Source organism: Falsirhodobacter deserti (assembly GCF_004015795.1).
GTDB classification, from domain to species: domain Bacteria; phylum Pseudomonadota; class Alphaproteobacteria; order Rhodobacterales; family Rhodobacteraceae; genus Falsirhodobacter; species Falsirhodobacter deserti.
Map to the genome: position 1 here is coordinate 1,643,765 of NZ_ML137218.1, position 17,772 is coordinate 1,661,536.

The 17,772-nt window shown below is 63.6% G+C and carries 17 protein-coding genes; 6 read left to right on the forward strand and 11 right to left on the reverse strand.

The genetic code is table 11. The annotated features are described in order from the left end of the window. The first annotated feature begins 60 nt into the window (after positions 1–60). A complete protein-coding gene (locus JX25_RS08255) occupies positions 61–1,077 on the forward strand; it encodes a ribose-phosphate pyrophosphokinase (protein ID WP_128254547.1) in 1,017 nt (338 codons plus the stop codon). A gap of 24 nt (positions 1,078–1,101) precedes the next feature. Here the strand turns inward: JX25_RS08255 and JX25_RS08260 are convergent, their stop codons facing one another. The 7 genes from JX25_RS08260 to JX25_RS08290 all read right to left on the reverse strand — a co-directional run bounded on the left by JX25_RS08260 (position 1,102) and on the right by JX25_RS08290 (position 7,383). Beyond that, positions 1,102–1,401: an H-type lectin domain-containing protein gene (locus JX25_RS08260; protein WP_338323027.1), complete on the reverse strand. Its 300-nt coding sequence runs from the start codon at positions 1,399–1,401 to the stop codon at positions 1,102–1,104. A gap of 135 nt (positions 1,402–1,536) precedes the next feature. Continuing rightward, a complete protein-coding gene (locus tag JX25_RS08265; RefSeq protein ID WP_128254548.1) occupies positions 1,537–1,935 on the reverse strand; it encodes a F0F1 ATP synthase subunit epsilon in 399 nt (132 codons plus the stop codon). 10 nt (positions 1,936–1,945) lie between these two features. After that, positions 1,946–3,373 (reverse strand): F0F1 ATP synthase subunit beta, encoded by a 1,428-nt coding sequence (gene atpD, locus JX25_RS08270; RefSeq protein ID WP_128254549.1) that lies wholly within the window; start codon positions 3,371–3,373, stop codon positions 1,946–1,948. A 19-nt stretch (positions 3,374–3,392) separates the two neighbouring features. Continuing rightward, positions 3,393–4,268, reverse strand: coding sequence for a F0F1 ATP synthase subunit gamma (locus JX25_RS08275; RefSeq protein ID WP_128254550.1), 876 nt, complete (start codon positions 4,266–4,268; stop codon positions 3,393–3,395). Positions 4,269–4,290: 22 nt separating this feature from the next. Further along, positions 4,291–5,829, reverse strand: a complete 1,539-nt coding sequence (gene atpA, locus JX25_RS08280) for a F0F1 ATP synthase subunit alpha (RefSeq protein WP_128254551.1) — start codon at positions 5,827–5,829, stop codon at positions 4,291–4,293. Next, entirely contained in the window at positions 5,829–6,389 is a 561-nt protein-coding gene (locus JX25_RS08285; RefSeq protein WP_128254552.1) for a F0F1 ATP synthase subunit delta, read from the reverse strand. Before JX25_RS08285 ends, atpA begins: the two co-directional genes overlap by 1 nt. Before the next feature lie 199 nt (positions 6,390–6,588). Further along, positions 6,589–7,383, reverse strand: a complete 795-nt coding sequence (locus JX25_RS08290; protein ID WP_128254553.1) for a transglutaminase-like domain-containing protein — start codon at positions 7,381–7,383, stop codon at positions 6,589–6,591. A gap of 60 nt (positions 7,384–7,443) precedes the next feature. Between JX25_RS08290 and gloB the strand changes: the two genes are divergently transcribed. Further along, positions 7,444–8,211, forward strand: coding sequence for a hydroxyacylglutathione hydrolase (gene gloB, locus JX25_RS08295; protein ID WP_128254554.1), 768 nt, complete (start codon positions 7,444–7,446; stop codon positions 8,209–8,211). Positions 8,212–8,367: 156 nt separating this feature from the next. After that, complete coding sequence (gene clpA / locus JX25_RS08300; protein ID WP_128254555.1) at positions 8,368–10,686, forward strand: ATP-dependent Clp protease ATP-binding subunit ClpA; 2,319 nt, start codon at positions 8,368–8,370, stop codon at positions 10,684–10,686. Between the two features lie 32 nt (positions 10,687–10,718). Here the strand turns inward: clpA and JX25_RS08305 are convergent, their stop codons facing one another. Continuing rightward, positions 10,719–11,117, reverse strand: coding sequence for a DoxX family protein (locus JX25_RS08305; protein ID WP_128254556.1), 399 nt, complete (start codon positions 11,115–11,117; stop codon positions 10,719–10,721). 90 nt (positions 11,118–11,207) lie between these two features. Next, positions 11,208–12,149: a DUF2125 domain-containing protein gene (locus JX25_RS08310; RefSeq protein WP_128254557.1), complete on the reverse strand. Its 942-nt coding sequence runs from the start codon at positions 12,147–12,149 to the stop codon at positions 11,208–11,210. A 63-nt stretch (positions 12,150–12,212) separates the two neighbouring features. On the opposite strand from JX25_RS08310, the gene JX25_RS08315 reads away from it, so the two are divergent. From JX25_RS08315 to JX25_RS08325, 3 genes are all read left to right on the forward strand, one after another. Beyond that, on the forward strand, positions 12,213–12,737 hold the full coding sequence (locus JX25_RS08315) for a gamma-glutamylcyclotransferase (protein ID WP_128254558.1): 525 nt from the start codon (positions 12,213–12,215) through the stop codon (positions 12,735–12,737). Between the two features lie 149 nt (positions 12,738–12,886). Then, a complete protein-coding gene (locus JX25_RS08320) occupies positions 12,887–14,002 on the forward strand; it encodes an AAA family ATPase (protein ID WP_241557885.1) in 1,116 nt (371 codons plus the stop codon). After that, complete coding sequence (locus JX25_RS08325; RefSeq protein WP_128254559.1) at positions 14,002–15,552, forward strand: peptidoglycan -binding protein; 1,551 nt, start codon at positions 14,002–14,004, stop codon at positions 15,550–15,552. The genes JX25_RS08320 and JX25_RS08325 overlap by 1 nt, the downstream gene beginning before the upstream one ends. On the opposite strand, the gene JX25_RS08330 is transcribed toward JX25_RS08325, so the two are convergent. Continuing rightward, entirely contained in the window at positions 15,549–16,469 is a 921-nt protein-coding gene (locus tag JX25_RS08330) for a prephenate/arogenate dehydrogenase family protein (protein WP_128255221.1), read from the reverse strand. The two genes, JX25_RS08325 and JX25_RS08330, sit on opposite strands and share 4 nt — an antisense overlap. Further along, a complete protein-coding gene (hisC, locus tag JX25_RS08335) occupies positions 16,466–17,551 on the reverse strand; it encodes a histidinol-phosphate transaminase (protein ID WP_128254560.1) in 1,086 nt (361 codons plus the stop codon). Before hisC ends, JX25_RS08330 begins: the two co-directional genes overlap by 4 nt. Positions 17,552–17,772: the final 221 nt, after the last annotated feature.

Below are 17,772 nucleotides of genomic sequence, written 5' to 3' on the forward strand. Positions count from 1 at the left end.
CCGCCACGGGCATTGGGTGCTATTCGGTGCGCGACGATTCCGCTGCCAAGGATAGCCCCCATGCCCGCCCTGACCGAGCCGAAGCTGATAGCCGGCAACGCCAACCTGACCCTTGCCAAGGCCATCGCGCGCCGCATGGCCGTTCATCGGGGGATGGCTGTCAGCCTCGTCGATGCGCGCGTGGAACGCTTCAACGACCAGGAAATCTTCGTCGAGGTCTATGAGAACGTCCGCGGCGAGGACATGTTCGTGATCCAGCCGACCTCGAACCCGGCGAACGACAACCTGATGGAACTGCTGATCATCACCGACGCCCTGCGCCGGTCGTCGGCGGACCGCATCACCGCCGTGATTCCCTATTTCGGCTATGCCCGTCAGGATCGCCGCGCCAAGGCCCGCACGCCGATCTCGGCCAAGCTGGTCGCAAACCTGCTGGTTGAGGCTGGCGTGGATCGCATCCTGACGCTGGATCTGCACGCCGCGCAGATTCAGGGCTTCTTCGACATTCCGGTGGACAACCTTTATTCCGCGCCGATCTTCGCGCTGGATATCGAACACCACTTCCGCAACCAGATGCAGGACGTGATGATCATTTCGCCCGACGTGGGCGGTGTGGCCCGCGCACGCGAGATTGCGAAACGCATCAACGCACCGCTGGCCATCGTGGACAAGCGCCGGGAAAAAGCGGGCGAGATTGCCGAGATGACGGTGATCGGCGATGTGCGGGGCAAGACCTGCATCATCGTGGATGACATCTGCGACACGGCTGGCACGCTGTGCAAGGCGGCCGAGGTGCTGGTTGAAAACGGCGCGACCGAAGTCCACTCCTACATCACTCACGGCGTTCTGTCCGGCCCGGCGGTGGAGCGTGTTTCCCGATCGGTAATGAAGTCGCTGGTCATCACGGATTCGATCGAACCGACCGAGGCCGTCAGGAACTGCGAAAACATCCGCATCGTTCCGACCGCACCGATGTTCGCCCAAGCCATCCTGAACACGTGGAACGGCACGTCCGTTTCCTCTCTGTTCGAAACCGATACGCTGGTGCCGATCTACGAAGGTCTTTACACGCGCTGACGGAAAAGGGGCCGAAAGGCCCCTTTATTCCACGGCCCATTCATCGTCGGACCGGACGGACCCCATCGCAGTCCAATCCGCACGGATGCGGGCAACGCGGCTGTCGGACCATGTGCGGAACACCAGATCGAACCCGTCACGATCCACGTTCTCGGCCGAGATATCGGCCCGGAAAGCCGTCTCTTGCGCCATGTCCCACATGGAGATGCTGACGGTTACGACAGGTGCTTTCAGGAAAGGACCGGAAAAGGAAACGTGGTGCCGCCGCTCTCGCGGTCCCTGCCCTGTCCACATTTCCCCGCCATCCGCGAAGTCGGCGAACATCACATGCGATCCTCGCTGGATCCCAAGACTCGCCGTCGAAATTATTTGCATCATTCAGGCATCTCTACTTCCGGTTGAGGTTAACACGGGAGCAGGAAAGGGAAAGGCCCTCCGCATTGCGTAAGGCCTTTCGGATCAGTGCCCTGCGGCAGCGCGCAGGGCGATAAGGTCATCCACCTTCTTTTCGGCGGCGGCCTTGTCTTCGGGCAGCGCGATCTCGGCAAGGCTGCGGGCCTCGGCGACAAGTTCGTCGAAGACGTTGGCGCTGGTTTCTTCCACAGGCATCGCCTGCTCGGCCAGAACCGAAAGCGAAGGGCCGGTGATCTCGGCAAAGCCGCCGGTAACCGCAAAGGACAGATGCCCCTTGGGACCGATGACCTTCAGAAGGCCCGGACGCAGGCCGGTGATCGTCGGCGCGTGGCCGGCCATCACCGTCATGTCACCCTCGGCCCCCGGGATCAGCACCTCGGTCACGGGATTGGAGGCAAGCCTCCGCTCCGGCGTGACGAGATCGAATTGCAGGGTATCGGCCATGTCGCCCCCCTTACGCCGCGGCCTTGGCGAGACGCTCTGCCTTGGCTTTCACGTCCTCGATGCCGCCGACCATGTAGAAGGCCGCTTCGGGCAGGTGGTCGTATTCACCGGCCACAACCGCCTTGAACGAAGCGATGGTGACTTCCAGCGGAACCTGGATACCGTCTGCGCCGGTGAAGACTTTTGCCACGTCGAAAGGCTGTGACAGGAAGCGCTGGATCTTGCGCGCGCGCGACACCGTCAGCTTGTCCTCTTCCGACAGTTCGTCCATCCCGAGGATGGCGATGATGTCCTGAAGCGACTTGTAGCGCTGAAGGATGCCCTGCACGTCACGGGCGACCTTGTAATGCTCTTCGCCCACGATCGTCGGGTCCATCAGACGCGAGGTGGAGTCGAGCGGGTCAACAGCCGGGTAGATGCCCAGCTCCGAGATGGCGCGGCTCAGCGTGGTCGTTGCATCAAGGTGCGCAAACGAGGTTGCCGGTGCCGGGTCGGTAAGGTCGTCGGCCGGAACGTAGATGGCCTGAACCGAGGTGATGGAGCCGTTCTTGGTGGAGGTGATCCGCTCTTGCAGCGCGCCCATGTCGGTGGCCAGCGTCGGCTGATAACCCACAGCGGACGGGATGCGGCCCAGCAATGCCGACACTTCCGAACCGGCCTGCGTGAAACGGAAGATGTTGTCGACGAAGAACAGAACATCCGAACCCGAGGTGTCGCGGAACTGTTCGGCCAGCGTCAGGCCGGTCAGTGCGATACGGGCACGCGCGCCCGGAGGCTCGTTCATCTGGCCGTAAACCAGCGCCACTTTGGATTCCGCCAGCGCTTCCGGCTTGATAACGCCCGACTCGATCATCTCGTGATACAGGTCGTTGCCTTCACGCGTCCGCTCACCCACGCCGGCGAACACGGAATAGCCCGAGTGCACCTTCGCGATGTTGTTGATCAGTTCCATGATCAGAACCGTCTTGCCCACGCCGGCGCCGCCGAACAGGCCGATCTTGCCGCCTTTGGCGTAAGGTGCCAGCAGGTCGATGACCTTGATGCCGGTTACCAGAACCTCGGACGTGGTGGCCTGCTGGTCGAAGTCGGGGGCGGGCTGGTGGATCGCGCGATACTCGGTCGCCTCGACGGGACCGGCTTCGTCGATCGGCTCACCGATCACGTTCAGGATGCGGCCCAGCGTTGCGTCGCCCACCGGAACGGTGATGGGCGCGCCGCGGTCGGTCACGGGGGCGCCGCGGACCAGACCCTCGGTCGAATCCATGGCGATGGCGCGGACGGTGTTTTCGCCAAGGTGCTGGGCCGTTTCCAGAACCAGCGTCTTGCCGTTGTTCTCGGTGGTCAGCGCGTTGAGGATCGCAGGCAGCGCGCCCTCGAACTGCACGTCCACGACGGCGCCGATGACTTGCGTCACCTTGCCCTGTGCTGCTTGTGCCATGTCGTTTCTCCGTTCGGGATCAGAGCGCCTCGGCGCCCGAGATGATTTCGATAAGCTCTTTGGTGATCGCCGCCTGACGCGTCCGGTTGTATTCGATCGTCAGGTCGTTGATCATCTCGCCCGCGTTGCGGGTCGCGTTGTCCATCGCGCTCATCCGCGCGCCCTGCTCGGACGCGGCATTTTCAAGCAGCGCCGTGAAGATCTGCGTCGCCACGCCGCGCGGCAGCAGGTCAGTCAGGATCTCGGCCTCCGACGGCTCGTATTCGTATTCCGTCCGCTCCGCGCCTTCGGTCGGGGCTTCGAACACGGCAGGAATGACCTGCTGCGCCGTCGGCACCTGGCTGATGGGCGAGGCGAAGCGCGAATAGAAGATCGTCGCGACGTCGAACTCGGCTTCGTCAAAGCGGCCCAGCACCTCGCGCGCGATGGTCTGCGCGTGGGTGTAACCAAGCTTCTTGGCGTCCGACAGATCGACATGACCGATGAACAGGCTGCCATAATCGCGGCGAAGCTGTTCACGGCCTTTCTTGCCGACCGTCAGTATCTTGACCGTCTTGCCTTCGGCCAGCAGCGCCGTCAGGTGCTGCCGTGCCTTGCGCACGATCGAGGAGTTGAACGCGCCGCAAAGGCCGCGTTCAGCCGTCATGACGACAAGCAGATGCACGTTGTCGCGGCCCGTGCCCGACAGCAGGCGGGGTGCGCCATCCGTGCCTTGCACGGAAGCGGTCAGCCCGCCCATCACGGCATTCATCCGCTCGGCATAGGGGCGCGCAGCCTCCGCCGCGTCCTGCGCACGGCGCAGTTTCGCAGCGGCGACCATTTGCATCGCCTTCGTGATCTTCCGCGTGTTCTTTACGCTTCCGATCCGGTTCTTAAGGTCCTTAAGGCTGGGCATGCGTTATCTCCCTGCCCCGCCCTCAGGCGAAGTCTTTGGCGAAAGCGTCCAGAGCCGCGCGGATCTTCTCTTCCAGCTCACCCTTAACCTTGCGGTCGTTGTAGGTGATATCGTCCAGCAGATCCTTTTTCTCGGTCCGCAGGAACTTCAGAAGGGCGGCTTCGTAACGGGTCACGTCCTTGACGGCGACCTTGTCCAGATAGCCCTTGATACCGGCAAAGATGACGCAGACGATTTCCGCGTTGGTCAGCGGCGAATATTGCGGCTGCTTCATCAGTTCCGTCAGGCGGGCACCGCGGTTCAGCAGCGCCTGCGTCGAGGCATCAAGATCCGAACCGAACTGCGCGAAGGCAGCCATTTCGCGATACTGCGCCAGTTCCAGCTTCACCGAGCCGGCAACCGACTTCATCGCGTCCGTCTGGGCCGAGGAGCCGACGCGCGACACCGACAGACCGGTGTTCACGGCAGGACGGATGCCCTGATAGAACAGTTCTGTTTCAAGGAAGATCTGACCGTCGGTGATGGAGATCACGTTCGTCGGAATGAAGGCCGAAACGTCACCACCCTGGGTTTCGATGATCGGCAGCGCCGTCAACGAACCCGAGCCGAAATCGGCGTTCAGCTTGGCCGAACGCTCCAGCAGGCGGGAGTGGAGGTAGAACACGTCGCCCGGATAGGCTTCGCGGCCCGGCGGACGGCGCAGCAGCAGCGACATCTGACGGTAGGCGACAGCCTGCTTGGACAGGTCATCATACACGATCAGCGCGTGACGGCCGTTGTCGCGGAAATATTCGGCCATCGCCGTTGCGGCGTAGGGGGCCAGATACTGCATCGGCGCGGGGTCCGAAGCGGTTGCCGCAACAACCATCGAATAGGCCATTGCGCCGGTTTCTTCCAGCTTCTTCACCAGCTGCGCCACGGTGGAACGCTTCTGGCCGATCGCGACGTAAACGCAGTAAAGCTTCTTGCTTTCGTCCGAACCGGCAGCCTCGTTATAGGACTTCTGGTTCAGGATCGCGTCCAGCGCGATGGCGCTTTTGCCCGTCTGACGGTCGCCGATGATCAGCTCGCGCTGGCCGCGGCCAACCGGGATCATGGCGTCGACGGACTTGATGCCCGTCGCCATCGGCTCGTGCACGCCCTTGCGCGGGATGATGCCCGGCGCCTTGACATCGGCCACACGACGACCGGCCGCTTCGATCGGGCCCTTGCCGTCGATCGGGTTGCCCAGCGCGTCGACCACGCGGCCCAGCAGGGCGTCGCCCACCGGCACGTCAACGATCGCCTTCGTGCGCTTGACGACGTCGCCTTCACGGATGCCGCGGTCGTCGCCGAAGATCACGACGCCGACGTTGTCCGTTTCAAGGTTCAGCGCCATGCCGCGCACGCCGCCGGGGAATTCCACCATCTCACCGGCCTGGATCTTGTCCAGACCGTGGACGCGGGCAATCCCGTCGCCGACCGACAACACGCGGCCCACTTCGGCCACTTCGGCATCCTGACCGAAGTTCTTGATCTGCTCTTTGAGGATCGCAGAGATCTCAGCAGCCTGGATTGCCATTATCCAACCTCTTTCATAGCATTCTGGAGAGCCGAAAGCTTCGAGCGGATCGAAGTGTCGATCATGGTCGAACCAAGCTTCACGACAAGGCCGCCGATAAGCGACTCGTCAACGGCGGTTTTGAGTTTCACATCCTTGCCAGCCTTGCCCTTCAGCGTTTCCGCAAGGCGGGCGGCCTGTTCGTCCGAAAGCGGCTGGGCCGAAACGACCTCGGCCACCACTTCGCCCCGATGCTCGGCGATCATTCCGCGCAACGCGGTCAGCATGCGGGGCAGCGCGAACAAACGGCGCTTGGAGGCCATCACGGACAGGCTGTTCACCGTCAGGTCCGACAGGTTCATGGCGCGCCCAACGGCCGCCATGCCTGCCTGCTGCTCTGCCCGGGTATAGACCGGCGAGGAGATCAGGTCGCGCAGATCCGCGCTGTCGGCCAAAGCGGCCTCCAGCGTGCCGAGATCGGCTTCAAGCGTCGGGATCGAGTTGGCGTCCTTCGCCAGTTCGAAGACTGCGGTCGCGTAGCGTGTCGCGATACCAGTGGAAATCGAGGCCGGTTCAGACACTTCAACCCTTTCGATATTCTTTCCCGCAAGAGGCTGGCACCTTGCGAGGCGATGGCGTGCGCGTTCAAACAACGCGTCACAGATCGAGGGTCCGAATAGCAGAGCGTTCCAGTTGCCGCAACTGTGAAGCCGCTGCCCGAGGACGGTTTTCCTTGTGCTTACATAACATCATTGCAGAGTCAGGGGCAATATGTCGCAGCTATGACAACCCACCAGCGCCCGAAGGTGCCTTGACACTGTTGAAGCGCGGGGCCGGAAGCGGCGCAGGTGCCGTCACCCCTTCCAGCGCCTTCAATGGCCGAGTCACGGCCGCCGTCAGCCCCGGCTTGCGTGGCGCGTAAACCTGCTTGGACACCTCGACCATCACGCCGCCGCCGGCGAACCACGGGGCAAGCCTGCGCCCTGCCCGTTCCCACATCCCGGCCGTCCGCAGCCAGAAGCGCCGGTGCGAGGGGGGTGCGAACAGCGCATGATAGGCGCGCTCGGGCACGAAGGAATGCCGGCGCAGCTGCGCTTCCAGCTGGTTGGTGGAATAAGGGCGGCCAAAGCCGAACGGCGTGCGTTCGGTGCGCGCCCAAAGACCGGACCGGTTCGGCACGATGAAGATCGCGCGCGCCCCCGGCCCCATCACGCGCCAGCATTCTTCCAGCAGGTCGGGCTGATCGTCCGAAGGTTCCAGCCCGTGCAGAAGGACCAGCTTGTCCACCATCCCCGTTTCCAGTGGCCAGGCCGCCTCTTCGCTGAGAACCGAGACATTCTCCATACCGGCAGGCCACGGCATCACCCCCTGCGGGGCGGGCATGATGGCCGCCACCCGGCGGGCTTCTTCAAGATACGGGCGCAAAAGGGGCGCGGCAAACCCGTAGCCGACCACCGTCTGGCCCTTCGCCTCGGGCCACATTCCGACAAGCCGGTCGCGGATCGCACGCTGCGCCACCCGGCCAAGCTGGGTGCGATAGTAGAAATTTCGCAAGTCGAGAACGTCGAGATACATTGCGCAGTGCACCCGTTGCGGGAATGCTCATGACATTAGGCGCGGATGGAAGGAAATGCCATGCCCATCGAATTGCTGACGATCCCCTGCCTCAAGGACAATTACGCCTTCCTTCTGCACGATACCGACAGATGCGAGGCGATCTGCATCGACGTGCCCGAAGCAGGCCCGATCATGGCCGTGCTTTCCGCGCGCGAATGGCCGCTGACGCATATTCTGCTGACACACCACCATGACGACCACATCGCGGGCGTGGCCAAGCTTCAGGCCTATTCCGGCGCGAAGGTGGTCGGGGCCGCCGCCGATGCCGCGCGGCTGCCGCCGCTTGATCTGCAGGTGGCCGATGGCGATACGTTCGAAGCGATCGGCACATCCATCCGCGTGCTGGAGGTTCCGGGCCATACGGTCGGGCATATCGCGTTCCACATGCCTGAAACCGGTCATGCCTTCACCGGCGACAGCCTGATGGCGGGCGGATGCGGGCGCCTGTTCGAGGGCACGCCCGAGCAGATGTGGCACAGCCTGAACCGCCTGTCGGCCCTGCCCGCCGAAACGCTGATCTGTTCTGGCCACGAATACACGCAGTCGAACCTGCGCTTCGCCCATGCTCTTGAACCGGAAAACGCAGCCCTTATCTCTCGTATCGACGCCGTGGACGAGGCGCGGGCAGACGGAAAGCCCTCGGTTCCCTCGGTCCTGGCGGATGAACTGGCCACAAACCCCTTCCTTCGGGCGCATCTTCCGGCGCTGAAAGCTGCCATCGGCATGCCGCAAGCCAGCGATGCCGAGGCTTTTGCCGAAATCCGGTCAAGGAAGGACAATTTCTAGGCTGACGCGGAACGGCCCCTTCACATTTTGCTGCGAACGGGCGCAGTTTCGGATTCCCACTTGAAGCGCGGGCCAAAGACCCGATCTTTAGGTTACGAGGCAATGGTCGCGAGGGCCGCAAGGCCCCGCCGACCCGCAAGACAGGAGCACCATATCGTGCCATCGTTTTCGAACACTCTTGAACAAGCCATCCACGGCGCCCTGGCGCTTGCGAATGCCCGTCGCCACGAACTTGCCACACTTGAACACCTTCTGCTGTCGCTGCTGGACGAACCCGACGCTTCACGCGTCATGAAGGCCTGCGCCGTCGATCTGGACGAGCTTCGCAAGACGCTGGTCGAGTTTATCGACGATGACCTTTCCACCCTCGTGACCACCGTCGAAGGGTCGGAAGCCGTGCCGACGGCCGCGTTCCAGCGCGTGATCCAGCGCGCGGCGATCCATGTGCAATCTTCGGGCCGGACGGAAGTGACGGGCGCGAACGTGCTGGTCGCCATCTTCGCCGAGCGGGAAAGCAACGCCGCCTATTTCCTGCAGGAACAGGACATGACCCGGTATGACGCGGTGAACTTCATCGCGCATGGCGTGGCGAAGGATCCGGCATTCGGGGAACCGCGCAACATCTCCGGCGCGGAAGAACATCACCACGAAACGCCCAAGGGCGAGGCTGGAGAGGCCAAGGAATCCGCGCTGTCGAAATACTGTGTGGATCTGAACGTGAAGGCCCGCAAGGGCGATGTGGATCCGCTTATCGGCCGGGAGGCCGAGGTGGAGCGCTGCATTCAGGTTCTGTGCCGCCGCCGCAAGAACAATCCCCTTCTGGTGGGCGATCCCGGCGTGGGCAAGACCGCCATTGCAGAAGGGCTCGCCTGGAAGATCATCAACGGTCAGGTGCCGGACATCCTGGCCCGCGCCACGATCTACAGCCTGGACATGGGCGCACTTCTGGCCGGCACCCGGTATCGCGGTGACTTCGAGGAGCGTTTGAAAGCCGTCGTCAAGGAGATGGAGGACCACCCCAACGCGGTTCTGTTCATCGACGAGATCCACACGGTGATCGGTGCCGGCGCCACCTCGGGCGGGGCGATGGATGCGTCCAACCTGCTGAAGCCCGCGCTGGCGGGCGGAAAGCTGCGGACCATGGGGTCGACCACCTACAAGGAATTCCGCCAGCACTTCGAAAAGGACCGTGCCCTGTCGCGGCGCTTCCAGAAGATCGACGTGAACGAACCGTCGCTGCCCGATGCGATCAAGATCCTGATGGGTCTGAAGCCGCATTTCGAGGATCACCACGACATCCGTTACACCAACGATGCGATCAAGACGGCAGTGGAACTTGCCTCGCGCTATATCAATGATCGCAAGCTGCCCGACAGCGCGATCGATGTGATCGACGAGGCCGGTGCCGCGCAGCATCTGGTTGCGGAATCCAAGCGCCGGAAAACCATCGGCGTGAAAGAGATCGAGTCCGTGGTGGCCAAGATTGCCCGGATCCCGCCGAAGAACGTGTCCAAGGACGATGCCGAAGTGCTGCGCGATCTGGAACCGACGCTGAAGCGGGTGGTGTTCGGGCAGGATGCGGCCATCACCGCGCTTTCCTCGGCCATCAAGCTGGCGCGGGCAGGCCTGCGCGAGCCGGAAAAGCCCATCGGCAACTACCTGTTCGCCGGCCCCACCGGTGTCGGAAAGACGGAGGTGGCAAAGCAACTGGCTTCGACGCTAGGGGTGGAACTGCTGCGTTTCGACATGTCGGAATACATGGAGAAGCACGCTGTTTCGCGCCTGATCGGTGCACCTCCCGGTTATGTGGGCTTTGATCAGGGCGGCATGCTGACGGATGGCGTGGACCAGCATCCCCATTGCGTGCTGCTGCTGGACGAGATCGAGAAAGCGCATCCGGATGTTTACAACATCCTGCTGCAGGTGATGGATCACGGGAAGCTGACGGATCACAACGGCCGTCAGGTGGATTTCCGCAACGTGATCCTGATCATGACCTCGAACGCGGGGGCGGCGGACATGCAGAAAGCTGCAATCGGCTTCGGCCGCGACCGGCGCGAGGGCGAGGACACCGCCGCGATCGAGCGGACCTTCACGCCCGAATTCCGCAACCGTCTGGACGCCGTCATCTCGTTCGCGCCGCTGCCCAAATCAGTGATCCTGCAGGTTGTCGAAAAGTTCGTGCTTCAGCTGGAAGCGCAGCTGATGGATCGCAACGTCCATATCGAACTGACGCCGGAGGCCGCGCAATGGCTGGGTGACAAGGGCTATGACGATCGGATGGGGGCGCGCCCGCTGGGCCGCGTGATCCAGGAAAGCATCAAGAAGCCGCTGGCCGAGGAGCTTCTGTTCGGCCGCCTGACCAAGGGCGGGATCGTGAAGGTCGTCGTGAAGGACGACAAGATCGAGCTGGAGATCGACCAGCAGAAGGGGCGGCTTACGAACCAGCGCCCGCCCCTGCTGACCGCCGAATAAGAAAAGGCCCCCGAACGGGGGCCTCTTTACATTCAGGCAACTGCAACACGACCGCGGCCCAGTTTCGCATCGACCGAGATCGGGCCCGCGCCCGCCACGGCAAGATACAGGAACACGAAGCTGAGGATCATGGCCAGGCTGCCGCTGTTCAGCGCCGGGAAGAACCCGTTGCCGGCATGGGCATAGAAATAAGCAACCGCCATCACGCCCGAAAGCAGGAACGCGGCGGGACGCGTGAACAGGCCGATCACCAGCAGCGCGCCGCAGATCAGCTCGAAGCAGCCAGCGAACCAAGGCAGCGAACCGGCCGGCGGCTGCATGCCGACGGGGAAGTGCAGGATCTTCATCGTGCCATAGCTCAGGATCAAAAGGCCTGCGGCGATGCGCAGGATCGAAAGCATGGCGGGCTGGAAGCGCGAAAGGTTGTCCATGGTCATCCTCGATGAGCTTAAATCGTTGGCCAGTTCCTTACCATGCCTCTTCTTCACGACATATAGGTGCCAAAGCACAGAACCTGTGCGTCACCGGAACCTTGGGGCCGTTGCGACGGGAAGCGGGCCGAAGCGCACCATCCCACCTTCGACCGTCAGCGGGAATTCCAGCACCTCGTCATTCCCGCCCATCATGCGCAGTCCATTTTCAAGCATGTCCAGTCGGTTCGCCGGGATCAGGCCTGCATCCACGGCGGGTTGCAGGATGGCGGGCCAGTTTTCCACGTGCAGTTTCAGATCCCCCGCCGCAAAGCCGCGCCCGTCGGCCACCAGATCGCCCGTGATGGACAGAACGGCGCGGTCAAAGCGTAACTCGGCGCGGTGAAGCACGATGCGGTCGATCGGAACAGCCACGCCATCGGCCAGATCGTCCACCACCTCGGCCAGCGTCACATCGGCCACGGCATCGAAAGCGCCCTCCTGCAGGCGGATGTCGTTCGCCTTCAGCTCAAGCCCGTCTGCCTTAATCGTCAGGTGGTGAAGTGTCCCATCCTCCCGATCCGAGCGGAGGGCGATGCTGTTGCCCGTCAGCCGCCCTTCCGCCATCGATGCCGCGAAGGGGCCCGCCTTCACCTGCCCGGCAACCGGCGCAAGGGACGTGGAAAGCTGGAACGTGCCCCCCGCCCCATCCAGCCGCAGGTCGACCTGCCCCGTCGGCGTTTCAAGAACCTGCTGCGGCGGCAACGCGAAGTCCACGCGCAGCGGCCACCATGCCGGCATCGTCACCTCGGCCGAGGGGGCCTGCCAGCCCCAGCCACTTTCGGGATCCATCACCGTCACGGGGCCGGATGCGATGCGGAAACGTGCGGGAAAGCCCGTCACCTCCAGGTCCTGAACCTCGGCCATGCGGCCGGCTTCGGTTTGTGCGGCAAACCAGTCCTCCACCCCGCTGCGGAACAGGTGGGCCCCCACGAACCACCATGCACAAAAGGCGATCGCCGCCGCCAGAAAGATCCCGAACACCGTCCGCATTGCACTTGCCCCCGCCGAAGTTTAGCCAAAGCCTTAACGGGGGCGGCATGAAAGGACCAGCGCATGAAGGATCGGCTTTGGGTTTTCGGCTATGGCTCGCTGATCTGGGATCCCTGCTTCGAGGTGGAGCGGCAGGTGCTGGCCCGGCTGGATGGCTGGCGGCGCAGCTTCTGCATGACCTCAATGCGCTATCGCGGCACGCCCGAGGCGCCCGGCCTTGTGCTTGCGCTGGACCGCGCCGAAGGTGCCGCCTGTCACGGCGTTGCGTTTCTGGTGCGCGAAGGAACCGAAGATGCCGCCCTTGCCGCCCTGCGCGAGAGGGAGCTTTTCTCGAATGCCTATCACGAGGTGCGGCTGCCGCTGGCCCAGCCGCAGGTGACGGCCCTGACCTATGTGATCGACCCTGATCACATGCAATACTGCCTGCATGATCCCGAAACGCAGGCACGGATGATCGCGGGTGCGGCAGGCGTGCGGGGGCCGAACCGCGATTACCTGATGAACACCGTCCAACATCTGGACACGCTGGGCATTCCTGATGCCGATTTGCACGATCTTGCCATGCGGGTGCGCGAATTGCTGCCTTGACGGTTGGCACGGGCAGTGCGGCACCGTATCGTGACGCGGAAATGACCGACAGCAGGCGCTCCGTGGATAAACCCCTCACTGCCCTCCGACCCGGCCCCATCGCCCGGCCAGAGAACGTTTTTACACAGCCATTGCGGCAGCTTCTGGTGATGACGCTGATCGTTGCGCTTGTGCTGGTGGGGGTGGTGCTGACATGGCCGCACCTGTCGCCGCTGTTTCTGGCGAAGAAGTGGCTGAACGGGTTTATCGCCCTTGCCTTCGTGATCGGCATCGCCACCTGCTTTGCCAGCGTGATCCGCCTGATGCAGTCCGTCACGTGGATCGAGGCGTTCGTGCAGCGCAAGGGCGTGCAATCGGAACCACCCGCGATGCTGCTGCCGCTGGCCACGCTGCTGCGCACTCGCTCGGCGCATTCGCGCATCTCGGCAACCTCGGCCCGGTCGATCCTTGAATCGGTGGGCGCGCGCCTTGATGAATCGCGCGAGGTCAGCAACTACCTTGGCAGCCTGCTGATCTTCCTTGGCCTTCTTGGCACCTTTTACGGCCTTGCCACCACCGTGCCCGCCCTTGTGGAAACGATCCGGACGCTGGCCCCGCAAGACGGGGTGGCCACATCCGGAAGCGAGGTTCTGGGGGCACTGATGACGGGCCTGCAGAACCAGCTTGGCGGAATGGGCACGGCCTTTTCCTCCTCGCTTCTGGGGCTTGCAGGATCGCTGGTCGTGGGGCTGCTGGCGCTGTTCGCCTCCCATTCCCAAACGCGCTTCCACCAGGAGCTGGAGGAATGGCTGTCCTCCATCACCCGCCTTGGCTTTGCCGATGGCGAGGATGCAAGCATCGCCGGCGTGCTGGACATGATGGGCCAGCAGATGGACGAGCTGCGCGACCTGTTCGCCCAGTCCGAAGCCGCGCGGCAGGCAAGCGACGATCGCGCTGGCCAACTGGCCGATGCCATCACCGCCCTTCTTGCGCGCGGCGAGGAACAGGATACCGCCCATGCCCGGATGGCCGATGCGCAAACCGCCGCACTGAGCCGGATTGCCGATGGTCAGGCACGGATGGCCGACGCGATGGAAGTGTCGGCCGCCAAGGACGCCCCCCATGCCGACGCGGAATACCGCGCGCGCCTGCGTTCCATCGACACGCAGCTTCTGCGGCTGCTGGAAGAAATCGCCGTGGGCCGCCAGGAATCCGTGGCCGAATTGCGGGCCGATCTGGCGCAACTGACCAACACGCTGCGCCTTGCCGCCAAGGGTGAAATCTGATGGCCCTTTCCCGCCGGGGCGGCCGCGCACGCGAATCGCAGATCTGGCCGGGCTTCGTCGATGCGATGACAGCCCTGCTGCTGGTGCTGATGTTCGTGCTGACGATCTTCCTTGTCGTGCAATCGGTGCTGCGGGACACCATCACCTCCCAAGGAACGGAGCTTGACCGGCTGAGCGACGAGATGGCTGTCCTTTCCGACAGGCTGGGGCTGGAGCAGCGCCGCAATGACGAACTGAACGGGCAGCTTGCCGCCTCGCAGGACGAGGTTGCGCGGCAGGCACAGCTTGCCGCCACGCTGACGGCGCGACTGGATGACGCCTCGAACCGCATCGCCAGCTTTGAAGATCAGGTCGCCTCCCTCATCGCGTCGCGCAACGATCTTCAGGCCCAGAACGCCGATCTGGCGCAGGCACGCGATCAGGCCCTGTCCCAGCAGGAACAACTGAACCTTGCCCTTGCCTCGGCGCGCGAGGAGATCGACGCGCAGGCCGAAGCCGCGCGTCTTGCCGCCGCACGCCGCGAAGCGATCGAGGCGATGGTTGCCGATCTGCAAAGCCGCGCCGAAGAGGGCGAGGCCGCCGCAGCCGAAGCGCAGGCAGCCCTATCGGAGGTAGAGCAGCAGCGCCTTGTAGATGCCGCCGCAGCAGAGGCGCTGCGCGAACGCCTGCGCGACAGCGACGCAGAGCTGACCGCCCTGAGCCTGAACCTTGAAGAGGCCCGCAGGGAAGCCGAGGAAACGCTGACCCTTTTGGCCGGTGCACAGACCGAAGCCGCGCAAACGGCGGACGGACAGCCCAGCCTGCTGGACACCGCAAGGGCGGCCCTTGCCGCCGAGCGGGAGAAGGCCACCGATGCCGAAAAACAATCGGCCGCGCTGAACGCGCAGGTTGCCGAACTGCGCGCGCAACTGGCGGTGCTGCAACAAACGCTGAATGTTCAGGATGCCACCGGCGATGTCCAACAGCAGCAGATCGAAGATCTGGGAGAGCGGCTGAACGTCGCGCTTGCCCGCGCGGCCGAAGAACAGCGCCGCCGGGCCGATCTGGAAGAAGCGGAACGTATCCGCCTTGCTTCCGAGGCAGAGCAGCTTGCCCGCTACCGTTCGGAATTCTTCGGCAAGCTGAGCCAGATCCTGGAAGGCCGCGAAGGCGTGCGCGTGGTGGGCGATCGCTTCGTCTTTTCCTCAGAGGTGCTGTTCAGCGTGGGGGCGGCTGATCTTTCCGCTGAAGGGCGTGCACAGATCGCCGATGTGGCCACCACCCTGCGCGAGGTTTCGGACCAGATTCCGGAAGATCTGGACTGGATCCTGCGCGTTGACGGATTCACCGACGACCAGCCGCTTTCGGGCAGCGGAGAATTCCGCGACAACTGGGAGTTGAGCCAGGCCCGCGCCCTGTCGGTCGTGCGCTTCCTGCAGGACGATCTGGGCTTCCCGCCCCACCGGATGGCCGCCACCGGCTTCGGGCAATACCAGCCCGTAACCGATGGCACGACCCCGCAGGAACGCGCACAGAACCGCCGGATCGAATTGAAACTGACGGAGCGTTAAGCTTCGTCCCGGCCGCCCCTGCCGAAGTTGGGGGCGGCTGTGTCCTGCCCTGCCTCCACGATCGAACGACGGATCGCGCGGGTGCGGGTGAAGTAATCGTGCAGATGCTGGCCGTCGCCGGTGCGAATCGCGCGCTGCAGCACGAAAAGTTCCTCCGAGAAACGACCGAGAATATCCAGCACCGCGTCCTTGTTCGTCAGGAACACATCGCGCCACATGGTCGGATCGCTGGCCGCGATGCGCGTGAAATCACGAAATCCCGAGGCGGAATACTTGATGATCTCGCTGTCGGAAACGCGGCGTACATGTTCGGCCACGCCCACCATGGTATAGGCGATCAGGTGCGGCGTGTGCGAAACCACCGCCAGCACCACGTCATGATGCGCGGCATCCATCACATCCACATTCGCGCCCATCCCTTCCCAAAGCGCGCGAAGGCGGGCCATGGCTTCGGGATCGGTACCCTCGGCGTCGATAAGCAGGCACCAGCGGTTGCGGAACAGGGTGGCAAAGCCGGAACGGGGGCCGGACTCCTCGGTCCCGGCAAGTGGGTGGCCGGGGATGAAGTGAACGCCATCGGGCAGGTGCGGCGAAACAGCCTCCACCACCGCCTGCTTGACCGAGCCGACATCCGTCACCGTTGCACCGGGTTTCAGATAGGGCGCCATGGCGGCGGCCACATCGCCCATCGCCCCTACGGGAACGGCCAGCACGACAAGATCGGCATCGGCCACCGCATCGGCGATGCGGTCGCAAACACGGTCGCAGAACCCAACCTCGCGCGCGATATCGCGGGTTTCGGCGCTGCGGGCATAGCCGGTGATCTCACCCGCCAGCCCCGCCGCCTTCATCGCGTGCCCCATGGAGGAGGCGATCAGCCCCAGCCCCAGCAGCGCCACACGGTCGTAGATCATCAGCGAAGGCCCTTGAACTGCGCGATGGCATGGGCAACGCGGCGGCAAGACGCTTCATCGCCGATGGTGATGCGCAGGCAATGCGGCAGCTTGTATCCGGCCACGCGACGCACGATCAGCCCCTGGCTTTGCAGGAACTGGTCGCAAGCCTCTGCCTCATCGGCATCGCCAAGGCGGGCCAGCACGAAGTTGGCCATGGATGTATCGGTCGGCACCCCGATTTCGGCCAGCGCCTCGGCCAGCCAGACACGCCAGCGGGCATTTTCGGTCCGGCAGCGGGACACCCATTCCTGATCGCGGACGGCGGCCTCGGCAACCTCCAGCTGGGTGGAGGACAGGTTGAACGGACCACGGATACGGTTCAGCACGTCGATCACGTGCTGCGGGCCATAGCCCCAGCCGATCCGCAAGCCGCCCAGGCCATAGATCTTGGAAAAGGTGCGCGTCATCACGACGTTTTCGCGCGCCTCTATCAGGTTGGCACCGGCGTCATAGCCCTGAACGTATTCGGCATAAGCGCCATCGATCACCAGCAGCGCCTGCGGCGGCAAGTTTCCGGCCAGACGCGCCATTTCCGCGGCAGAGATCATCGTGCCCGTGGGGTTGTTCGGGTTGGCGACGAAAACCAGCTTCGTGCGTTCGGTGCAGGCCGCCAGCAGCGCATCCACATCCGTGGTCCGCTCCCTCTCTGCCACCTCGACCGGCGTCGCGCCCGCCGCGAGGGCCGAGATGCGATACATCAGGAAACCATGTTCGGTGAACAGAACCTCGTCGCCCGGGCCGGCATAAGCTTGGCACAGGAAGGTGATCACCTCGTCCGAGCCGGCGCCGCAGATGATGCGGCCCGCATCCAGCCCGTGCACCTCGGCGATGGCCTGCCGAAGGGATCCGTGATCGGTGTTGGGATAACGGTGCAGCGTGTGCACAGTGCGAAGGAACGCTTCCTTCGCCTTTTCGGACGGGCCGGCCGGGTTTTCGTTGGACGAAAGCTTCAGCGCATTTGCCACGCCAGCCACATGGCTTTTCCCGCCCTCATAAAGTGCGATGTCGAGAATTCCGGATTGCGGCTTGATTGCGTCGTGCATTGTCTCGTCCCTCTGGCACTCGGTTTCTAGCGGTGCCCTGTCTTGCTTGCCAGCATAAACATCTCATCGCGGTGCGGATCGGGCGGAAAGCACGACCTGTGCAGCAATGAAGACATCACGGCCCGTATCTTCAACACGGCAATTGAAAAGCGGGACCTTTATGCAACGCATCCGTGCATGCTTGAAAAGAAAAAGCCGCCGCGGTTGCCCGCAGCGGCTTT

What these genes read in the sequence shown, in the direction of transcription:
- JX25_RS08290 (WP_128254553.1), bottom strand. Translation starts at nt 7,383, where the DNA reads ATGTATCTCGACGTTCTCGACTTGCGAAATTTCTACTATCGCACCCAG.
- JX25_RS08325 (WP_128254559.1), top strand. Translation starts at nt 14,002, where the DNA reads ATGGCCCTTTCCCGCCGGGGCGGCCGCGCACGCGAATCGCAGATCTGG.
- JX25_RS08305 (WP_128254556.1), bottom strand. Translation starts at nt 11,117, where the DNA reads ATGGACAACCTTTCGCGCTTCCAGCCCGCCATGCTTTCGATCCTGCGC.
- JX25_RS08320 (WP_241557885.1), top strand. Translation starts at nt 12,887, where the DNA reads ATGACGCTGATCGTTGCGCTTGTGCTGGTGGGGGTGGTGCTGACATGG.
- atpD (WP_128254549.1), bottom strand. Translation starts at nt 3,373, where the DNA reads ATGGCACAAGCAGCACAGGGCAAGGTGACGCAAGTCATCGGCGCCGTC.
- hisC (WP_128254560.1), bottom strand. Translation starts at nt 17,551, where the DNA reads ATGCACGACGCAATCAAGCCGCAATCCGGAATTCTCGACATCGCACTT.
- gloB (WP_128254554.1), top strand. Translation starts at nt 7,444, where the DNA reads ATGCCCATCGAATTGCTGACGATCCCCTGCCTCAAGGACAATTACGCC.
- atpA (WP_128254551.1), bottom strand. Translation starts at nt 5,829, where the DNA reads ATGGCAATCCAGGCTGCTGAGATCTCTGCGATCCTCAAAGAGCAGATC.
- JX25_RS08260 (WP_338323027.1), bottom strand. Translation starts at nt 1,401, where the DNA reads ATGTTCGCCGACTTCGCGGATGGCGGGGAAATGTGGACAGGGCAGGGA.
- JX25_RS08315 (WP_128254558.1), top strand. Translation starts at nt 12,213, where the DNA reads ATGAAGGATCGGCTTTGGGTTTTCGGCTATGGCTCGCTGATCTGGGAT.
- JX25_RS08275 (WP_128254550.1), bottom strand. Translation starts at nt 4,268, where the DNA reads ATGCCCAGCCTTAAGGACCTTAAGAACCGGATCGGAAGCGTAAAGAAC.
- JX25_RS08255 (WP_128254547.1), top strand. Translation starts at nt 61, where the DNA reads ATGCCCGCCCTGACCGAGCCGAAGCTGATAGCCGGCAACGCCAACCTG.
- JX25_RS08310 (WP_128254557.1), bottom strand. Translation starts at nt 12,149, where the DNA reads ATGCGGACGGTGTTCGGGATCTTTCTGGCGGCGGCGATCGCCTTTTGT.
- JX25_RS08265 (WP_128254548.1), bottom strand. Translation starts at nt 1,935, where the DNA reads ATGGCCGATACCCTGCAATTCGATCTCGTCACGCCGGAGCGGAGGCTT.